The following is an 18431-nucleotide window of genomic DNA, read 5'->3' as shown; positions in this document are numbered from 1 at the left end:
ACGTAATCAAAACCCTATTGAAAAGAGCATACGGATACAAGGACTTTGATTACTTCAGACTCAAAGTTCTGCAACGCTGTGGATACCTCATGGATGGACTTACCCACTCTTATTGAACATGAGCCTTTTTTTTCGGGGCAGGTTAAGGCAAATCTTCCCAGAGCAGAGTATGGCGCAATCCGTAGGTGGAAACTCTCACCCCCTCCAGAGTGAAATGCTCAAGTATTCCAGCCGCGATCATGGCTCCAGCCAGGATGATGTCCGCACGCGAGGCCGGCATCCCTTTGATTCCTTTGCGCCCTTCGTTATCCAAATCTCGGAATAGATTTTTCTGCCGCGCAAGTTCCTGCCGGGTGAGCAAATAGCCCTGCACTTTGTCCGGATCGAAACTATCCAGTCCCAGGCCCACGGCGGCCAGGGTGGTCAGGGTTCCCCCGCAGGCGATGGTAAACAGCGGCTCCCTTTGCGGAAGCTGGTCCCGCAGCATTTTCCGAATGTGCTCAGCCAGGAGCGAAAGTTCCTCAGCTTTGGGCGGATCGTTGTGGATAAACTGTTGGGTGAGGGTCACGGCGCCCAAAGGCAGGCTGTGCCTGGCCTCTATGCTGACACGATCGCCGAAGCTGAATTCCGTGCTGCCTCCGCCGGAATCGACGACCAGGGCCGGAACCCCTTTGGGGGCCATCTCCACTGAGGCTAGAAAGGTTAGCCGGGCCTCCTCTTCAGGACGGAGGGTGCGCAGTTCCCAACCCAGTTCCTCCAGCACCATCTGCTTGAAGAGGTCGGCATCTTTGGCCTTGCGCAGGGTTTCCGCGCCCACGCATTGCACCTTTTCCACCCTTCGTTTTTGGCAGATATCCCGGATTTCCCTCAGAGCGCTTAGATTGCGCTGCATCGCCTCCGCACCGATCTGGCCGCTTTCCGCGAGTTTTTCCCCCAGCCTGGGAGCGCGGTTGATATCCTCCAGAATGTCGATTCCCTCTTCCAGGACCGAGGCGATCACTGCCTTGATCGAGTTGGTGCCAATGTCGATTACTGCTTTGAACATAATATCCTCCTATTGTTAACGCAAGGCCATCAACACCGCTTCCGGGGTGGCCGGAAAGCCCAGTTCCGCTTCCGGATCGGCCGCATGGATGGCGTTTTGGATGGCAAACCAGACGGACAGGCCATAGATGAAAGGCGGCTCGCCGGTCGCCTTGCTGCCAAAAACACTGGCGTATCCAGCTCCCGAGGGAACCATCTCCACATCGAGTTTCTCCGGGATCTCGCGTACCGTGGGGATCTTGTAAGTGGATGGGTTCACAGCCAGATAGCGGCCCTGGGAGTCCATTGGAAGATCCTCGATCGTACACCAGCCGTGGCATTGCGCGAAAGCGCCGACGATCTGGCCCCGGTCGATCTCCTCGCTCAGGCTGTTGCCGTTCTCATGCACGATGAAGCTTTTCAGGACGCGGTGTTCGCCGCTGAGGGCGTCGATCTGCACCTGCGAGAGGGCGCAGCCGCAAACGTAGTAGTGAAAAGGATCTCCCACTCCCCTCACCCGGTCGAAATGCACTCCCGGGGTCTTGTAATAGCCATAGGCCGCCAGCGGGATGCGGGAATTGTAGGCATGGCGCACCAATTCTGGGAAGGCGATCCAGTTTTCCCTTTCTTGTTCAGCAAAGACCTTTCCATCTTCGAAGCGGAGTTGATCTTCGGAGCATTCGACCCCTTTTCCGGCCAGGAGTTCCAAAGCCGCGGGGGCAAGCTGCTGGCGGACCTTTTCGGATGCGATGCGCGAGGCGTTGCCGTTGAGGTCACTGCCGGTAGAAGCCGCTGTGGGAGAAGCATTTCCCACTCTCTGGGAGTTGTTGCTCTCCACCCGGATCCGCTCCAGCGGAATGCCCAGCACCCGGGAAACCACGATGGCGCATTTGGTGCTGACTTCCTGGCCCATTTCCACGCCTCCGGTGGTGAGCGACGCGCTGCCGTCGATGTAGATCCAGAGCAGCGCGGAAGCCTGATTGAGCAAGGCGGTGGTGAAAGAAATGCCAAACTTGACCAGCACGACGCCGAGGCCCTGTTTGGCACCTTCGTGCGAGGCGTTGAACCGCATAACTTCTTCTTTCAGCGAGGCATAAGCGCTGTTTGCCTCCAGTTTTTCCAGCAATCCTCTGAGATTACTTTCCAGCACGGCCTGGCCGTAGGGAGCTTTGTCTCCGCTCTGGTATGCATTGGCCTTGCGCAGCTCCAGAGGGTCCAAACCGAGGCGGGCGGCGATCTTTTCGATCACGGCCTCGATCATGAAGATGCCCTGGGGCGCGCCAAAACCCCTGAAAGCCGTGTTGGGAGGAAGGTTGGTGCGGCAGGCCCGGCCCCGGATGCGGACGTTGGGAATGTGATAGGCGTTTTCAGCGTGGAACATGGCGCGCTCCAGGATGGCGATGGAAAGATCGGCATAGGCCCCGCCGTTGCTGAGCAGTTCAATGTCAAGAGCGCTGATCCGTCCGGAAGAATCGAAGCCGACCTGCCAGCGGCCTTCGAAGGGATGGCGTTTCCCGGTCACCCGCATGTCCTCATCCCGCGTGAGCAGGATCTGCACGGGTTTGCGGGTCAGCCAGGCACCCAAACCTGCCAGGCAAGCCCAGAGCGTTGCTGCGCGTTCCTTGCCTCCGAAAGCCCCGCCCAGCCTGGGAACTTCGATGATGATGTGGTGCGCGGGCAAGCCCAGAACGTGGGAAAGCACTTCCTGGACCTCCATCGTGCTTTGCGTGGCCGTGTGCAGGGTGATCTGGCTGCCTTCGCCAGGCACGGCGCGGCAGCGCTGGCTTTCCATGTAGAAATGTTCCTGCCCCGCGGTCCGCGTTACTCCGGCCAAGGTGAAAGGCGCTTCCCGCAAGGCTTTTTGCGCGTCGCCGCACTCTATCTTGCGCTCGGGGACATACCATTCCCCGGCTCTGTCAGCCGCGTCGATCTCCAGCAGCAGAGGCAATTCCTCGTATTCCAGTTCGATCAGCTTCACCGCGTCCTCGGCCAGAATCTCGTCCTCAGAAAGCACCATGGCCAAAGGCTGGCCGGCATACATGATCAAGGTTTCCGGAAACAGCGGCTCGTCCTTGATCACATGTCCGATCTGGTTTTCCCCGGGGATGTCCGCGGCAGTTACAACCCTCTCCACTCCTGGCACGGAGGCCGCTTTGGAAACATCCAGCCTGGTGATGCGGGCGTGGGCAACTGGAGCGAAGAGAAACTTGGCATAAAGCATGTTGGGAAGCGGGACCTCGTCTCCGATGAAGCGCGAAGATCCCGTCAGATGAAGCTTTCCGCTGATGTGGGGAGGCAGTTTGCTCATGATTGGCCCCCTTCCAGAAATTCCCGCAGATACTTGAGCACATGGTTGCGGATCAGTTTTGAGCGATAGGCATCCGAGCCGCGCACATCGGAGATCGGCTGAAATTCCGCGGCCACGAAGTCGGCTATTTCAGACGGGTGCAAGCCCTGCAACTCCATGTTGGCCAAGGCGTTGTGGAATTGGCGCGAGAGTTTGGGCACCGGCGCGACCCCGCCCAGGGCAAGTTCGGCAAAGCAGATCCTGCCATCCCGCTCCTCGATCCGCACCGCGGAAACAACCGATGATATGTCCACCGCCTTGCGCTTGGCGGCTTTCAGGCTGCGCAGGAAGGCGCTTTGCGGAGGAAGGGGGATCAGGATGGACTTGATGATCTCGTCCGGCCGCAGAGCCGTTTTCCGATAATCCAGAAAAAACCCGCGCAGGGGCAGTTTGCGCTCGCCGGAAGAGGAATACAGCACCAACGAGGCTTCCAGGGCCAGCAACAGGGGCAGGGTGTCCCCGATCGGCGAAGCGTTGGCAATGTTTCCGGACAGGGTGGCAAAATTGCGGATCTGCCGGGAGGCTACAAGCATGATCAGATCTTGCAGGACCGGCAGGGAGGATGAGATCGCCTCGGAGCAAAGCAGGTCTGAATAGGTGGCATTGGCGCCGATGCTGATCCCATCAGGCCCGGATTCCACGCGGTCCAGCCCGGGCAGGGCGCTGAGGTCGATCAGAACGGGGTATTGGCGCCTTTGCACATTCATCTGCACCATGATGTCCGTCCCGCCGTTGATGATCGTGTGTTCCGGTTCTTGATGCAGCAAGGTGGCAAGGTCTTCCAAAGTGCTGGGAAGGTGATACTTGCGGCAATGGCGCAGCGGGACGCCGATTTTTTCCACGGATCCGGATGGCCCCTGGAATGCCAGGACCTCCTTCTCCAATGCCCTGCACCAATCTGGAACGATCTCGTCCGGAGCGAACTTATCCGCCATAAACCGCGCGGCCTGCAGAATGCTGTCATAGCCCGTGCAGCGGCAAAGATTGCCTTCCAGCGCGGCCAGGATCTCCGCTTCGGAGGGATGCAAAACGCTGGCCAGAAGGGCAAAGAGGCTCATCACGAAGCCCGGGGAGCAGTAGCCGCATTGGGTGGAGTGGAAATCCAGCATCGCCTGCTGGATGGGATGCAGCTTATCAGGTGTGCCCAGGCCTTCGACCGTGATCAGATGCTTGCCGTGCAGCCTGGCGGCATTGTAAAGGCAGGAATTTACGGCCTCGTAGCGGACCGCGCCGTCCCGGACCCTGGCCAGAACGACGGTGCAGGCACCGCAATCCCCCTCGTTGCAGCTGCATTTGGTGCCATAAAGCTGCGCGTTTTGCTGCAGAAACTCCAGGGTGGTCTGGGCCGGAGGGATTTCCGCGCGGAAGGGCTTGCCGTTCAGCCAGAACCGCACGCGGTTGTATTGGTAGGCGCGGCCTGATGCCTCATTCAAAAGGCTGGGGTTATCGGTCTTGTTCATCGTACCTGCCTCTGCAAGGGTTTATGCCATCAGCGCCAACGCTTTGATATTTGTCCAGCTTTTTTTCTGCGTAGGCCTCTGAAAGTCCTTGATTCACCCATTTATCGCCCAAATCAGTTTTGCCTAATTCATGTTTGCATCATCTGGCCCCCCTTATCAATACGGTGTCAATACGGACTCACTACGGACTTTGTCCGTAATGAGTCCGTATTGACACCGTATTGATAAGGGGGGCGACATGAGTAACATCCAATTATATGGTTGAGAGGCAACCACATATGTTATATAAATGAATGCCTTGCGGAAAGAACGCCATAGCCTCATTTTTTACAGACACATAGGCGATCGCAAGACGGGATCACAGCAGATCGCGGCTGAATCCTGCGCAGAGGGGCAAGTCCGCTCAAAAGTGCCGGCTGACTTTCTTCCTTTCCAGGATTGGGGATCAGGTCATTGTTCCGATTTCGTGAGGCGCCCGTCTTCCGTAATCATGAGTTCTGTTTGGGGATCGAGCCGCAGGGTGGCGACAAAGGTCTTGGACGTGGTCTCCAATATTGGTTTGAGCCGTTTTCCTGAGTGGTCCAGAGGCTTCATTTGGAGCTTGGAAAGCGATCTGGCGTAGCTTCCGCGGTCCAGCCAATGCTGCCTTTGGGCGTAGTAAACCTGGCGCAGATACTCGCGGGCCTGTTCTTCCTGTGGGATGATGAATCCAGGGTCCGCCTCGCCGCTGCGGGCACGGGTGAAAAACACGTATCCCCAGCGCTCGGGATAGTGCATGTTGATCAGGCCCTGGGGACTCCAAACCCAGTTATATTCGGGCTTTCCGGGAACTTTCTCATACTGTCCGTCCAGGATCTGGGTTTGCCATTGCACGCGGGAAAAATTGATGCGCCAGAAGTCGCCTTCCTCCGGGGGGACTGGTTTATTGGCAAATTCCGCCATGGCCTCCCAAGGGATCAGCATTTCCACGGTCCATTCCAGATCGGTGTCGCTGGGGTCGTTGAGCGTGCCTTCGATCCCGATCGCGACCTCCAGGCCGGGGCATTCCCAGCCGTTGAGAGCAGAATGCTCGTCGCGGTAGGGCTTGATCAGAAACAGGTCCCAGACCGTTCCCAGGGCGTTGACCTCGATCTCGGCGTAGTGGTGGGTGTCGCCGTCGGGATCGATGAAGACCTCAAAGTCGTTGTCCTGGAAGATGACGGAGTCGTGTTGGGTGAGTTTGGCCCAGATGTGCGGATCGTACAATCTGGCAGCGATATAGAGGCCTTGGCTGTCCCAGAGCATTTTCACCCGCGTATCCAGATGGGGGGCGGGCTGGATTTCGCCCTCGATATCGGTGAAAAGCTCGGTCCAAGGGGCCTCCATCCAGTCGGGTTCATCCAGGCTGCCGTCAACCCTGATCTCCCGGAAAGTGTGGAAACAGGTGTAGCTGCGGGGCGCGAAAGGCAGGGCGGGAACGGGAAAGGTTTCCGCGGCGAGGATCCCGCAAAGCAGGATGAGCGCGGTCATTAGGATCTTATTGCGCATGGATCTCCTCCATTAGTTGATCTATGGTGCTGATTGCCAGGCAGACGCAGGTGTCCGCCGCTCCGTAATAGAGAAAAACTTCGCTTTCCGGCAAGGCAAAGCCCTCCGCATCGGTCTGGATCGGGATCGCCGCGCTGGGGAAAACGACGTTGGGCACCTGGCCGGTTAGTTCGTAGAGTTCGCGCGGCTCGAGGATGTTGTATCTGCCCCGCGCCAGGGTTTGCCAAGGTTGGCGCAGGTCCTGGAGCGAAACTCCGGCCTGGTAGATGTTGTTGCCGGCAAAATGGGTTGCCACGCCGTGATAGATGTGCAGCCAGCCCTTTCTGGTCTTGATCGGGGGCGGCCCGGAGCCGATCAGTTCGTCCCAGTAATGGGGCCGTCCGGAAAAGACCTCCGCGACCGGATGCCAGTTGATCAGGTCCGGCGAGGCGCTGCAGACAATGGCGGAGCCGGTCTTCACGCCTCCGGGCAGACTGACCCGGTTGGGGCGTTCGAAACGCAGATATTCCCCGCCAAACCTGGCTGGAAAGAGGATCCCGTTGCGCACGTCCAGTTCCGAGACCAGGGCCTGATACTCCAGTTCATCGAGGTCCGGGGAGGTGAACCAACCCAGCCAGCAGCCCCGGTCAGTGTCCATGGCGCAGAGGACGTGGTAAACCCCCTCCAGCAAAGTGATACGGGGATCGTAGATGTGGAAGATCCTCTGCGGGCATCGCTCCAGGCCCCGGATCGGCAAAGGTTCTGAATCAAGTGTGAATTTCACGCCGTCGGTCGAAACGGCCTTGAGCAGCAAGGTTTCTCGGGCCCGGTTCTGCACCCTGAGCAGGAGGGTGAATGAATCCCCTTGCCTGATCCCACCTGGATTGAAGACGGAACTGACGTCCCGCAAGGAGGGATGGTCGCTTTGGACGTCCAGCCGGGTGAGGATGGGATTTGCGGGATGGCGGTTCACGGGCAATTCCCCGAATCCCAGACCCGCTGGATGAATTCCTCGAAATCCTTGGCCTGGGGGTCGGACCAGAACAGCTCGGACAAGGCGGCGATGCGCCCGATGAGCAGATCTTTGGCGGTTTTGCCGTCGGGAACGTATTCGGTCCAGAGGTTGGCCTGGCCGCCCAGGAAGAGCTTCTCCTTCTCAAAGCGATAGCGTGACAGGTCAAGACTGTACACGTCTTCGATGGTGGTGACTCCGTGGGCGCCAGGCAAATAGGCAAAATCGTCCAATTTCCAGTCGAAATAGAGCTTGTTGTTGGGGCAGATGACATAGCGGTTGCCGTTGTCATGGGCTTTGCGGGCCGCGTCGATCCCGTCTCCGCGCCAGCACATCACGATGGGCCGGGAGTCGATCTTCCCGTCCAGCACCTCGTCCCAGCCGATAACGGTCTTTCCCTTGTCCTGCAAGTGTTTGGCAAGGGTCTGGAACAGCCAGCCCTGCAGCTGTTCCTCATCGGCGAGTTTGCGCGCGGCGATGCGCTTTTGGCAGTGGGGACAGTCTTTCCAGCGGTCCTTGGGTGCTTCGTCTCCACCCAGATGGAAATACTCGCCCGGAAAAAGCTCCGCCACTTCGGAAAGCAACTCTTTGAGGAAATCGATGGCAGAGTCCTTTCCGGCGCAGATGATGTCGCTGGAAATGCCCCAGACGCTGAGGGTCTGGAAATCGCCGGGAAAGCAAGCCAGTTCAGGATAGGCGGCCAGGATCGCCTGCGCGTGGCCGGGCAGATCGATCTCCGGGATGACCTCAATGCCGCGCCGGGCGGCGTATTCGACCACCAGCTTGATCTGGCGCTGTGTGTAAAAGCCGCCGTATCTTTTGCCATCTGCCTCAATCCGCCAGGCCCCGGCCTCATGCAGGCGGGGAAAGCGTTTGCTCTCTATCCGCCAGCCCTGGTCGTCCGAAAGGTGCCAATGGAACTTGTTCAGCTTGTAGGAGGCCATCCAATCCAGATAGCGGTAGATGAATTTGTAAGCGAAGAAATGGCGGCTGACGTCCAGATGCAGCCCCCGCCAGGGATATGACGGCCAATCGTTGATCTTGAGGCATTGCATGTCCACCCCGCTGTCGCCCTCAAACTCAAAGTTGAAGGATGTGTCCCACCAATGCTGCTTGAGGGTTTGGACCCCATGCAGCAGACCTGCTGGATTTTCCGCGGTGAGCGTGATCCTATAGGGTTTTATGCTCAGTTCATAATACTCCGGCGGGACCTTCTTTTTGAAGGGGGCCAGGAAAAAGTCCACGACGGTCAGATTGTCGTCGTCCATCTCCAGGTCTCCGAACATCTTGTGATAGCATTGTTCCAGATCCTTCACCAGATGGAGGTAAAGCTCTCCTGGCATGAGGGTCGCGTTCAGATAGGACACTTTTTCCGTGATCCAGAATTTCTCCTTGAACACGCGCATTTTCTTGGGCTGTGGGATCATTGTTCATCCTCCAGGAGAATAGTTTTGATCTCGAAGGGCCGGAATTCCAGATAGAGCGGGTCATTGTCGGCAATACCTGTTTTTACCAGCGTGAGCGGCTTTTCCAGCATGTTGCACTCCCAAACGCGAGAATGGGGCCGGATGGAAAAGAGCTGGGCGGTACCGCTCTGGCCCTTGAATTCATGCAGGCGGAGCACCGTTCCGGAACCTTCCTCAGCGGGTTTGACCGTGTCCAGGTTGACGCTTTCCGCATTCAGCTTGAACAGCGGCTGGGGCAGGTCTCCCAAAACCTTGTGCGCAGGGGCGATCAGGAGCTCGTGGGCGTTTTTCTCAGCCATCTGGAACACGTCGCTGTGCTCGTAATCACCGGCGTGGGGATGGATGGCATAGCGATAGCTGTGGGTGTGGATGTCCGCGCCGGGATCGACGTCCGCGGGACTGCGCAGCAGATTGATCTCCAGTTCGTTATCCACGCAGCGATAGCCGTATTTGACGTCGCAGAGGATGGCGCAACCCCGGTCGGGTTGGGAAAGGTCGGCAAAGCGCTGGGCCGGGACCTCGAACTGGGCTGCTTCCCAGGCGTTTTTGGGTTTCGCGCTGCGCTTGATCACACCGCCCTGGATGCCGTAGGTGGCGGTTCCAAAGTGAACGTCCGGATAAAAATGCGCCCGCAGCATTTTGTGCTTTTCGCGCCAGTCGACCTCATGGGAAATCCGGATCAGGCCTTCGCCGTAGCGCAGTTCAATGGTCTGGCGCAGTGTGGAATTGCCGAGCGTGATATCCTGTACCACGCGGCTGAACTCGCCGTCCAGGCTGATGCTGAGCTCTGGGATGAATTCCACCTGGTCCGGAATTTGAGGTTTGGTGCTCCGGTAAAAATGGTTGATGTCCCAGGCCCCCCAGTTGTTCGGCTCGTCCTCCCAAAGCAGGAGCCGGTTGGATTCCGCGGCCAGGTACTCCACTCCGCTTTCCGTGTCCCGGATCGAGGCGATGCCGCCTGTTTTGGTTATCTGTACAATCAGATGAAGGTTTTCAAGGGTCAAAGATGCAGGTTTGGCTTGCGCTTTGGGCCGGTAGCCTGCAGCAGTGAACTGGATCTCGCCAAAGCTCCAGGCCGGCACGCTGAGCTTGACCAAAAGTGAGTTTTCCGTTTCCAGGCAGGGCAGTTCCTCTCCTAAAACGTCAATCGGGACCAGGCCTTTCAGCTCGGTGGGAAAGGCATGCCATTCTTCCAAGGCTTGGTTGCAGGGATTGAAAATGGCGTGGGATCCCTTCCCAGCAAGCTTTCCGTCCCGCAGGAATATATCCGCCTGTTCGCCGATGAAATCTTTCAAAAGCATGTGGTTACGGGCGCTGAGGGCGTGGGCCTCCTCATAGACCATGCCGATGGAGGAGCCGGGGATGATGTCGTGGAATTGCAGGAGCAGGGTATCCTCCCAAACCTTTCTCAGAGCGGCAGGATAGCTCTTCTGCCCTGCCAGGACGGCCATGAATTCAGATGCGGAGAGCAGTTTCTCGCTGTTCCGGTTGTCCTGTTTCATGCGGGCCTGGGTGGTATAGGTTCCGCGGTGGAATTCCAGATACAATTCGCCATAGGCGACGGGCAGTAGTTCTTTCTCCACTTCTTCTGCCCGCGCGAAGAATTCCGCTCCTTTGGCAAAGCGGAATTTGCACACTCCCTCGAGGTCCTGAAGCCTGAGTCCGTATTCAATGTGGTTGCGGGTGGGGCCTCCGCCTCCGTCGCCGATTCCGTAGAGATTGAGGAAACAAGCGCAGACCCCGCTTTGCGCATAGCGTTTTTCCGTTTCCAGAAAGGCGGAGGGATCGTTGGAAAAGTTGTAGTCGTTGGTGGGAAGCTGATGTGCCAGGATCCTCGTGCCATCGATCCCTTCCCAGGCAAAAAGGTGGTGGGGAAAGGTGTTGGTCTCGTTCCAGCTTAGCTTCTGGGTCATGAAATGGGGCACTTCGCAACCACGCAAAAACTGGGGCAGGTTGCCGCTGAAGCCGAAACAGTCAGGCAACCAGAGGATTTCCGGCGAGGAACCGAACTCGCTTTCAAAGAAGCGTTTGCCATACAGGAACTGCCGGATGATCGATTCGGAAGAGATCAGGTTGGTGTCAAATTCCACCCAGGAAGCGCCCTGAACCTCCCAACGGCCTGATCTGACCAGGGTTTTGACCTGTTCATAGAGCGCTGGATAATCTTGCTTTATCCATTGGTACAGTTGGGCTTGCGAGGCGCCGAAAACGTAGTCCGGATACTGCTCCAAGAGCCTAAGCGCGTTGGCAAAGGTGCGTCCGCCCTTGCGCCGGGTTTCGCGGATGGGCCAAAGCCAGGCCAGATCTAGATGCGCGTGTCCAACGCTGTAGGCCGTCAAAGCACTGGAATTGGCCTGGTGGGAGAGCAGTTCTTTCAGGATGGCCCGTGCTTCCGGCAGATCGCTGTTCCAAAGGTCGCAAACCCTGTCCAGGCCTCGCAATATGCGCTGGCGGCGCACTGTCCCTTCCGGCAATGCTTCTGCCAGGTTGAGCAGCAGGCCGATGTCCATCAGGTCCTGGAACAAAGACTCGTCAAAACTCACAAGAGCGCATTCCCGCAGACGGTATTCATCTTTCCCGGCGCCAAAGAGGTCATTGGCAGAGGCCTGGATCTCCAAGCTGACATAACTTCCTGGATCAACCGAAGCATGCAGGGGGAAGAAGTGCTTGGCTGCTTTGTGATACCAATCCACCTTGGGCGTCAATCCCTGGATTGGAGTGCCCGCGTCCATGACGCAGGCTTCGCCGTCGCAATCGAAATACAGCCCATAATGCTTTCCGGCCAGGGTTTCGGGGATAGTGCCCCGGATCCTGAACTCTGCAGTCTGCCAGGGCTGGCCCCACATTTCTCCTATGCTTATGGCCTGAAGGGCTTCTTCCGAGAGTGAATACTCGGCTTCCATAACAGTCTTGTCCCGGTACAATAAGGCGTTCTGCCTTTCCAGCAATCGCTTTACGCGGGTAAGGAGGATCTTCTCGTTCTGCATCAAAACCTCTCTATTTCTCAGTGGGGACCACGATCCCCCGGATGATGATATTCTGGAAGAAGACAAAGACCGCCAGAGTAGGGATGGCGGCGATGACCAGGGCCGCGTAGCCCACGCTGTTGCTGGCGCGCTGCATCAGTTCGTAGATGTGCACCATGAGGGTCCACATGGACTGGTCCTGGCAAACGATGAAGGCGAAGAGGAAATTGCGGTAGGCGGCATTGAATGCGCCCAGAGCAATGACGGCCAGGATCGGTTGCGACAGGCGCAGCGTGAATTGCCAGAACATGCGGAATTCCCCGGCTCCGTCGAGGCTGGCGCTTTCATACAGCTCGCGCGGCAGGCTGTCGAAGAAGCCCTTGAGCAGGAAGATGAAATAGCCGTCCGCGGCGGCTGGCAGGACCAGGGCCCAGAAAGTGTTTAACAGGCTCAATCGCCGCAGCATCAGGAAATTGGGGATGCCCATCACCATCGCCGGAAAGGCCATGGTCAGCATGAAGAGCATGATCAGCTGGTAGCTGAAACGCGGTTTGAAACGGCTGAGCGCGTAGGCAGCAAGAGGATTGACGGTCACGGCCAGCAGGATGGAAAGCAGAGTGTAGATCCCCGTATTGCGCAGGGAACGGGCGTCATTGAACATCTGGTCCAGCACCATGGCGTAGTTGCGGGTCAGAAACTCCCTGCGGATGGAGGCTTTGTTCTTCTGGAAGAGGAAATGCTCGATCTGCCAGACAGGCAGCGATACCTGCTCAAAGCTTGCGGGAAAAAGCTTCCAGGCTTGGCTCAAAGCTCCGGGGCCCGGGTATTTGGAACCCAGATATTTCCGCCAGGCTTGAGTGGCAGCTTCATCTGGTTTAAGCCTCAGATGTTGTTCCCGCGCCGCCTGGTGCACGAATTCAGACCAGAGGTCGGCCTGGTCTCGATCGACCGGCCGGCTAGGATTTGGAAAAATGTCTTGTTCGGAGTCGTAATTTGTTCCCAGGAAGTTGTTTAGCTTGTTAAGATCGAGACCGGAGCCCGCTCCGCCAAAACGGGGGCGCAGGAATTCCAGGTAGTCGGACTGCGCCGCGGGTAGAACTTCAAGCCAGGGAAGGCCTTCATTCCTGGCGAAGCGGGACCAGTCGGCGGCCTGGGCCAGGTTGTGCGCAGGCGCGGAGGAAGGCAGGGAAACATCTTCCCAGCTTTGATAGCCGCCCTTCCAGGCCCGGCGCAAGTTTCCCGGGGTGCCATACTTGGATTCCAGCCAGGCCCGAAACTCATTGCCGAGGTTGCGCACCCTCAAGTCTTCGGCGGTGGCAAGGTTTTCCACAAAATAGGTCAGATCCTCGACCAGCGCGCCCTGGTCGGGGATCTCGTCCGGGATCTTCAACTCGGAAAAGTCGCCGTAAGCTGTGTTCCAAGTGACGTTGAGCATGGCAATATCGGCATATTTGCCTCGCAGCATGGCCTGGAAGGCCGGAACAGCGGAGTCTTCGAGCCCGATGTGATGGACGTTCAGGGCCTTGCGCACGTAATTCAGCCAATATCCCCGCAGCGGATGTCCCGGGAGCGGGCATTTTTCGGAAAGGACCACATCGCCCCAGGAATTGAGGCCCAGTCCGGTGGCGCTGTTAAAGGCTATCAGGTCTCCCCGGAAAGCCGGGGCCAGTTCCATCTGCGCGAAGGCCCCGTCGAGGTTGATGTAGTTACGGTGCCTTTCTTCAATGTCCTTCTTAAAACTCTGGAACCTGCCCAGATAGCCCTCATCTGTGCTGACGTAATTGCGGCCCAGGATCTCCTTTTCCTCCACAACGATCTGTTCCCAGCTTTGGGCGCCGGTGTTGTATTTGCGGTTAAACTGGGTCAGATCGTTGTCGTTTTCCTGCCTCAGGAGCTTGCGCATCCTTCTCTGGTTGAGGGGATAGACCCCGCGGCCGTAATGTTCCGCCACGTAATAGTCATAAACCCCCTGGGGATGGGATGTGATGAACTCTTTCCAATCCTTATACAGGGCCGGATCGGGCAGTTCGGGCAGGATGACCTCGGAAAAGGCAAGCCAGCGTCCGGCATAATTATCACCCAGGCGGCTGCTTTCCTCGTTATAGCGTGATTCCAGGTATTTCTGGAACAGGGCTTCATCGTCATGTAGATAACGGGGCAGCAAACTCAGCCGGGTGCTGTCCACATTGCTTTTCAGGGAGGCGGAGATCATCAACAGGAAAGGATAGACCATCGTCACGGCGCCCAGGAGCAAGACGAGGTGGATGGATTCGTTCAGCAGCCGGACTTTGACGGATCTGCGCCCCACTTTGGAGATGATGCTCATGGCTTTGTCACCTTGTCGTCCTGGACGGTGCGGAATTCCATCCTGGATAGGTGTTTGATCTGCAGCACCGTGAAGCCCATCAACATGAGGCTCAGCATCCAGGCCATGGTGGTGGCAAGCCCGAAGCGCAGGTAGAGATAGGCTTTTTCAAAGATCAGCAGGTCGGCCACCCGCGTCGCCTCATTGGGCCCACCAAAGGTCATCACCAGAATGAAATCGCTGCTTTGGGCGGCCACGATGAAGGCGGCGATGAACTGGATGATGATCAACCCCTTGAGGCTGGGCACCACTATGTGCCGTAGTTTCATGCGGAATCCGGCCCCGTCGATGTCCGCCGCTTCATAGAGTTCCTGGGGGATGTTTTTCAGCGCGGCCAGATAGATCAGCGAACCGGGCCCCACACCGGCCCAGACGGTTGGCAGCACCACGCAAAGCATCGCCAGCGCTTCATCCTTGATCCACATGCTCTTGGGGAGTCCCAGCTGGAGCAGGATCTGGTTCAGTATCCCCGCGTCCGAGGGGTCGTAAAGCAACTTCCAGAGATAGATCACGATCACCCCGCTGATCACGGCGGGCAGATAAAACAGCACCCGGTAGAGGATCTTGCCGCGCGAAACCTCCTGCAGTAGGATCGCCAGCAGGATCGGCGGCACGAAGCCCAGCCCCAGCAGCAACGCCATGTAGTAGAGCGTTTTGCCCACCGACGCCCACCAGGTCGGATCAAAAAGCACTTCGGCGAAATTGCCGAAACCGATCCAGGGACTGGCCCCCACGAGATGGTAATCCTGAAAGGCCATGATCGAACCGGTGAGCATGGGCAGATATTTCCAAACCAGAATTGTGATCACGGCCGGAGCCAGCAATAGGGCCACCCAGGTTCGGTAATTGAAGCGGAGTTTGCTTTTGGCCTTGGTTTCCGGGGTTAGCAGCTTCCAAACCTTCCACACGGTGAAACCAAAGGCCAGCAGGATCAGGACCGCGAAGACCATGGCCAGCCTTTCCCGGAAGGCCCTGGTCTCGGGAGGAATGCGGCCGATCATTTCCTGATTGGTGCGCGCCTCCGCCTTTTCCAGGGTGGCGGCGATGCGCGCCCTGCGGATCTCTGGATCATTTCCCAGCCTGCCTTTGAGGTCCAGGGATACCAGTTCTTCGAGGGGATGGGTCATGTATTCATAAACTTTTTGGCAGTTATCGCCATAGGGCTCCGGTTTTCCGTGTTTCAGCGCTGTTTCGAAGGTCTCCAGCCAGCCCGCCGGCGCGTAGTTCAGATAGCTTTCATAGCCGTAACGCTTGAGGAAGACGGGATTCTGCATCCTGCCATAGCCGCTGTCCACCATGATCTTCATCCGGATCTGGCGCGCCTCCTCGGAATCGTAGAAGCGGATGTATTCCCAGGCCGCGGCTCGCACAGCCTGCGGATCGCGGTCTCCGACCCCGGAATTGTTGCTGATCCCGGCCTCGGAAAAGATGCCCATCATGCGGCAGTTGATCTCGCTGCCCCCGCGTCCGGAAGGCCCTGCCGGTGAAGGCGCGAAGGCATAGAGGTTCGGATCGTAGGCCCCGCCCATGTTTTGCTGGGAAAGGTAATCCATGCGCATCCCGATCTTGCCTTCCTGCCACATGTAGCCCCAATCCCCCTCCCGGATCGCAAAGCCTGTCTGCTTCTCACCCCGGTTGTCGCGCCACCGGGTGGCAACCAGCCTGAGGTAGAATTCCATCGCCTCCACGCCAGCGGGACCGGCAAAAGAAGCGCTCCATTCCTGCTTTACGGGGTCATAGGAGACCGCGTCGCCCCCCGCGGCCCAGAGAAAGGGAAGCCAATCGTAGGCGGCCTGGGGCCCGGAGGCCAAAACCGTGCCGTAAGCGCCCTCGGCAGGATTCGTCAGCAGCCGGGCATAGCGATAGAACTCCTCCCAATCGCGCGGAGGCTTGTCCGGATCGAGCCCGGCCTTACGGAACACGTCTTTGCGGTACATCAGCACCCGCACCAGGGTCTCGTAGGGCAGCATCCAGGTCCGCGCCTGGCTTTCGCCTTTGCGGACCCGGCGGATCACAGGCCAGACGGGCTCTTCCACCCTCAGGCGCAAAGCTGCGGGATCCTCCTGGGCGATGAACTCGTCCAGGGGCCAGAGAAAGTTGTTCTGGATGTAAGTGTCGCTCTGGCGGAAGTTTACATAGAGGATGTCGGGCGCCACGCCACCCGCGATGGCCATCAGCGGACCGGCGTCCAGATCCATGTTCTCGATCTGGATGCCCGAAAACGCCCGCAGTTCGATGTGGGGAAACTTCTCCCTAAAGGCCTCCACCACGGCCAGATTGGCCCGCGAATAGGCGTCCGTCTTGCGCGGGTCCGGCAGCTCAAACACTTTCAGGACAACGCGTTGCTCCGTTTTGGCACGTAAGGGCGCGCATACTCCCAGAAAGAGCGCGAGTGTCAGGAGGAAAGCCGGAATTATACGCATAACCTTTGCATAATACTTTGGTGGAAGCGCGGCTTTCTGTCAAGAATTAAATTGCGGTTTGGGGTCCGGGTGACTCCCCTGCGGCTGAAACCTTTGCCATTACTGCTCAACAGGCATTTCCAGGCCTCAAGCCCAACCCCTTCTCCCTCCTTATCAATACGGTGTCAATACGGACTCACTACGGACAAAGTCCGTAATGAGTCCGTATTGACACCGTAATGATAAGGGGAGCCAACCCAGAAAAATGTCTGGAGTTCCTCTGGCTAACTGATGTCCGGACACAAATAAAGGACCACCCTGGGGGGGTAGGGCGGTCCTTTCCATTGGAGATGTATATGGGTGTTTAGAATCTATAGGTCAGGCCGATGTTTCCGGAGATAGAGGAGGTGTTGTAGATCCCCAGCATGTTGTTGCCGGTGAATTCTGTTACCTCGCGTTCCTCCATCGTCACATACTGGCCGTTCAGGTCCAGGGTGATGGGGCCAAAATCCCGGCCGAAGCCGAAATTGAGGCTGGTCTTGTTACCAATGTCTGAAAGGGTGGGGATCTGGGTATCCACTGTGATGGGGCTCTGGTCGTAGAAAAATCCTGCGCGGAGGGCGTTACCGCCGAAGCGGAATTCCGTGCCGAGGCTCACCCGGTGGGTGTTTTCCCAGTTGAAGACCAGTTCGGTTTCCTCCAGCTCCACCTGCATCAGGGGATGGTTTTCCAGGATCACGATGGGGTTTTCCATCTCCACCTTGATGACATCCAGGCGGTCCCACATCGTGTAGGCATAGTCCAGGTTCAAAGCGAGATTGGGCAGGATCTTGTAAGAAAGTCCGGCGCCCAGTTCTCCGGGAAGTTTGAGGGTCGCGTCGATATCTTCCTTGCCGCCATAGGTCTGGGCAACGAGGAAATCAGGATTGTTGCCGCCCCAAACGGTGAAATTGGCCAGGTTGTTCAGCCAGAGCAGAACCTCGGCCTCGCCCTGCATGTCTATGTTGCTGGGGAAGCGGCCATTGAAGCCCAGGGAAAGGTTTTTGAGAGGCTTATACATGATCCCGGCGTTGCCGCCGAAGCCAATGCCCGTGCCGGACATGTCGAAGGTGGTGGGGGCAAAATATGAACTGGTGGGGCTTGGTTTGATCTGGGCCAGATCGATCGAGCCGTAGAACACGCTGATGCCAACGCCGAAGGCAAGGTTGTCTGTGATCTTGTAGGCAATGGAGGGATGGATGTCAAAGATCGAGACGGAGGAGGACATCTCGTTCTCCGGGAAGCCGGAAGACCAGGTGACAGGATTACCCAGCATGGATGCGGGCAGTTGATAGGCGTCGTAGGTGGCGCCCAGGCCGTAGGGAACGTAAACCCCCAGGCCGAACACGGCTTTGGGGTTTTTGGCAAAGACGCCCAGCGCGGTGGGGATGATGCTCATCTTGTTTTCCGCTTCCAGCTCATCCAGGCTGAAACCAGGCATGTATTCAAGAGGAACTGTGTTTTGCCATCTGGAATCGGGTTGGATGAAGGTTCCGCCCAGCGAAATTTCGCTCTGGTCCATGAAGGCCAGGCCGGCCGGATTCCAGAACATGGCGGTGGCATCATCGGCCATGCCGCGGAACGCGCCGCCCATAGATGTGGCACGGGATCCGACCCCGGAGAGGGCAAAGCCTCCGGCGAACAAAGCCGCGCTGATGCCCAGCAGGACTGCTGCAAGAACGGTAAAACGTAAGATCTTCATTTTTCTCTCCTTGACGATAACTTATTATGGTGTAAGGACTAAGAATATTGAATCCAATTACTGGCAAACTCGAAATCAGTCAAGGAAAATTTTCTGCTTCAAGAATTTAGCGATTTCGCGCGCTTTGGCCTCAGACGGTTCCA

Annotated in this window: 10 protein-coding genes; all 10 read right to left on the bottom strand. The window is 57.7% G+C overall.

What is annotated here, in order from left to right:
• Positions 1-142: 142 nt before the first annotated feature.
• On the bottom strand, positions 143-1045 hold the full coding sequence (locus tag K0B87_02180) for a Ppx/GppA family phosphatase (GenBank protein MBW6513544.1): 903 nt from the start codon (positions 1043-1045) through the stop codon (positions 143-145).
• 15 nt (positions 1046-1060) lie between these two features.
• A complete protein-coding gene (locus tag K0B87_02175) occupies positions 1061-3331 on the bottom strand; it encodes a molybdopterin-dependent oxidoreductase (protein MBW6513543.1) in 2271 nt (756 codons plus the stop codon).
• Complete coding sequence (locus K0B87_02170) at positions 3328-4830, bottom strand: FAD binding domain-containing protein (GenBank protein MBW6513542.1); 1503 nt, start codon at positions 4828-4830, stop codon at positions 3328-3330. Before K0B87_02170 ends, K0B87_02175 begins: the two co-directional genes overlap by 4 nt.
• A gap of 450 nt (positions 4831-5280) precedes the next feature.
• Entirely contained in the window at positions 5281-6357 is a 1077-nt protein-coding gene (locus K0B87_02165; GenBank protein ID MBW6513541.1) for a carbohydrate-binding family 9-like protein, read from the bottom strand.
• Positions 6347-7309, bottom strand: coding sequence for a glycoside hydrolase family 130 protein (locus K0B87_02160; protein MBW6513540.1), 963 nt, complete (start codon positions 7307-7309; stop codon positions 6347-6349). Before K0B87_02160 ends, K0B87_02165 begins: the two co-directional genes overlap by 11 nt.
• Positions 7306-8775 carry a beta-N-acetylhexosaminidase gene (locus tag K0B87_02155; protein MBW6513539.1) on the bottom strand — a complete coding sequence of 490 codons (1470 nt, stop codon included), beginning with the start codon at positions 8773-8775 and terminating at the stop codon, positions 7306-7308. Before K0B87_02155 ends, K0B87_02160 begins: the two co-directional genes overlap by 4 nt.
• Positions 8772-11801: a hypothetical protein gene (locus K0B87_02150; GenBank protein ID MBW6513538.1), complete on the bottom strand. Its 3030-nt coding sequence runs from the start codon at positions 11799-11801 to the stop codon at positions 8772-8774. The genes K0B87_02155 and K0B87_02150 overlap by 4 nt, the downstream gene beginning before the upstream one ends.
• 10 nt (positions 11802-11811) lie before the next feature.
• Positions 11812-14106: a beta-galactosidase gene (locus K0B87_02145; protein MBW6513537.1), complete on the bottom strand. Its 2295-nt coding sequence runs from the start codon at positions 14104-14106 to the stop codon at positions 11812-11814.
• Positions 14103-16568, bottom strand: a complete 2466-nt coding sequence (locus K0B87_02140) for an extracellular solute-binding protein (GenBank protein ID MBW6513536.1) — start codon at positions 16566-16568, stop codon at positions 14103-14105. The genes K0B87_02145 and K0B87_02140 overlap by 4 nt, the downstream gene beginning before the upstream one ends.
• 343 nt (positions 16569-16911) lie before the next feature.
• Entirely contained in the window at positions 16912-18288 is a 1377-nt protein-coding gene (locus tag K0B87_02135) for an outer membrane protein transport protein (GenBank protein ID MBW6513535.1), read from the bottom strand.
• Positions 18289-18431: the final 143 nt, after the last annotated feature.

This window comes from Candidatus Syntrophosphaera sp., from assembly GCA_019429425.1.
Lineage (GTDB): Bacteria > Cloacimonadota > Cloacimonadia > Cloacimonadales > Cloacimonadaceae > Syntrophosphaera.
The sequence above is the reverse complement of the archived record's forward strand: the minus strand, read 5'-3'. Positions and strand labels throughout refer to the sequence as shown.

Coding starts and splice junctions, on each gene's coding strand:
- K0B87_02145 (MBW6513537.1), bottom strand. CDS start 14,106: ATGAGCATCATCTCCAAAGTGGGGCGCAGATCCGTCAAAGTCCGGCTG.
- K0B87_02155 (MBW6513539.1), bottom strand. CDS start 8,775: ATGATCCCACAGCCCAAGAAAATGCGCGTGTTCAAGGAGAAATTCTGG.
- K0B87_02165 (MBW6513541.1), bottom strand. CDS start 6,357: ATGCGCAATAAGATCCTAATGACCGCGCTCATCCTGCTTTGCGGGATC.
- K0B87_02150 (MBW6513538.1), bottom strand. CDS start 11,801: ATGCAGAACGAGAAGATCCTCCTTACCCGCGTAAAGCGATTGCTGGAA.
- K0B87_02175 (MBW6513543.1), bottom strand. CDS start 3,331: ATGAGCAAACTGCCTCCCCACATCAGCGGAAAGCTTCATCTGACGGGA.
- K0B87_02140 (MBW6513536.1), bottom strand. CDS start 16,568: ATGCGTATAATTCCGGCTTTCCTCCTGACACTCGCGCTCTTTCTGGGA.
- K0B87_02170 (MBW6513542.1), bottom strand. CDS start 4,830: ATGAACAAGACCGATAACCCCAGCCTTTTGAATGAGGCATCAGGCCGC.
- K0B87_02180 (MBW6513544.1), bottom strand. CDS start 1,045: ATGTTCAAAGCAGTAATCGACATTGGCACCAACTCGATCAAGGCAGTG.
- K0B87_02135 (MBW6513535.1), bottom strand. CDS start 18,288: ATGAAGATCTTACGTTTTACCGTTCTTGCAGCAGTCCTGCTGGGCATC.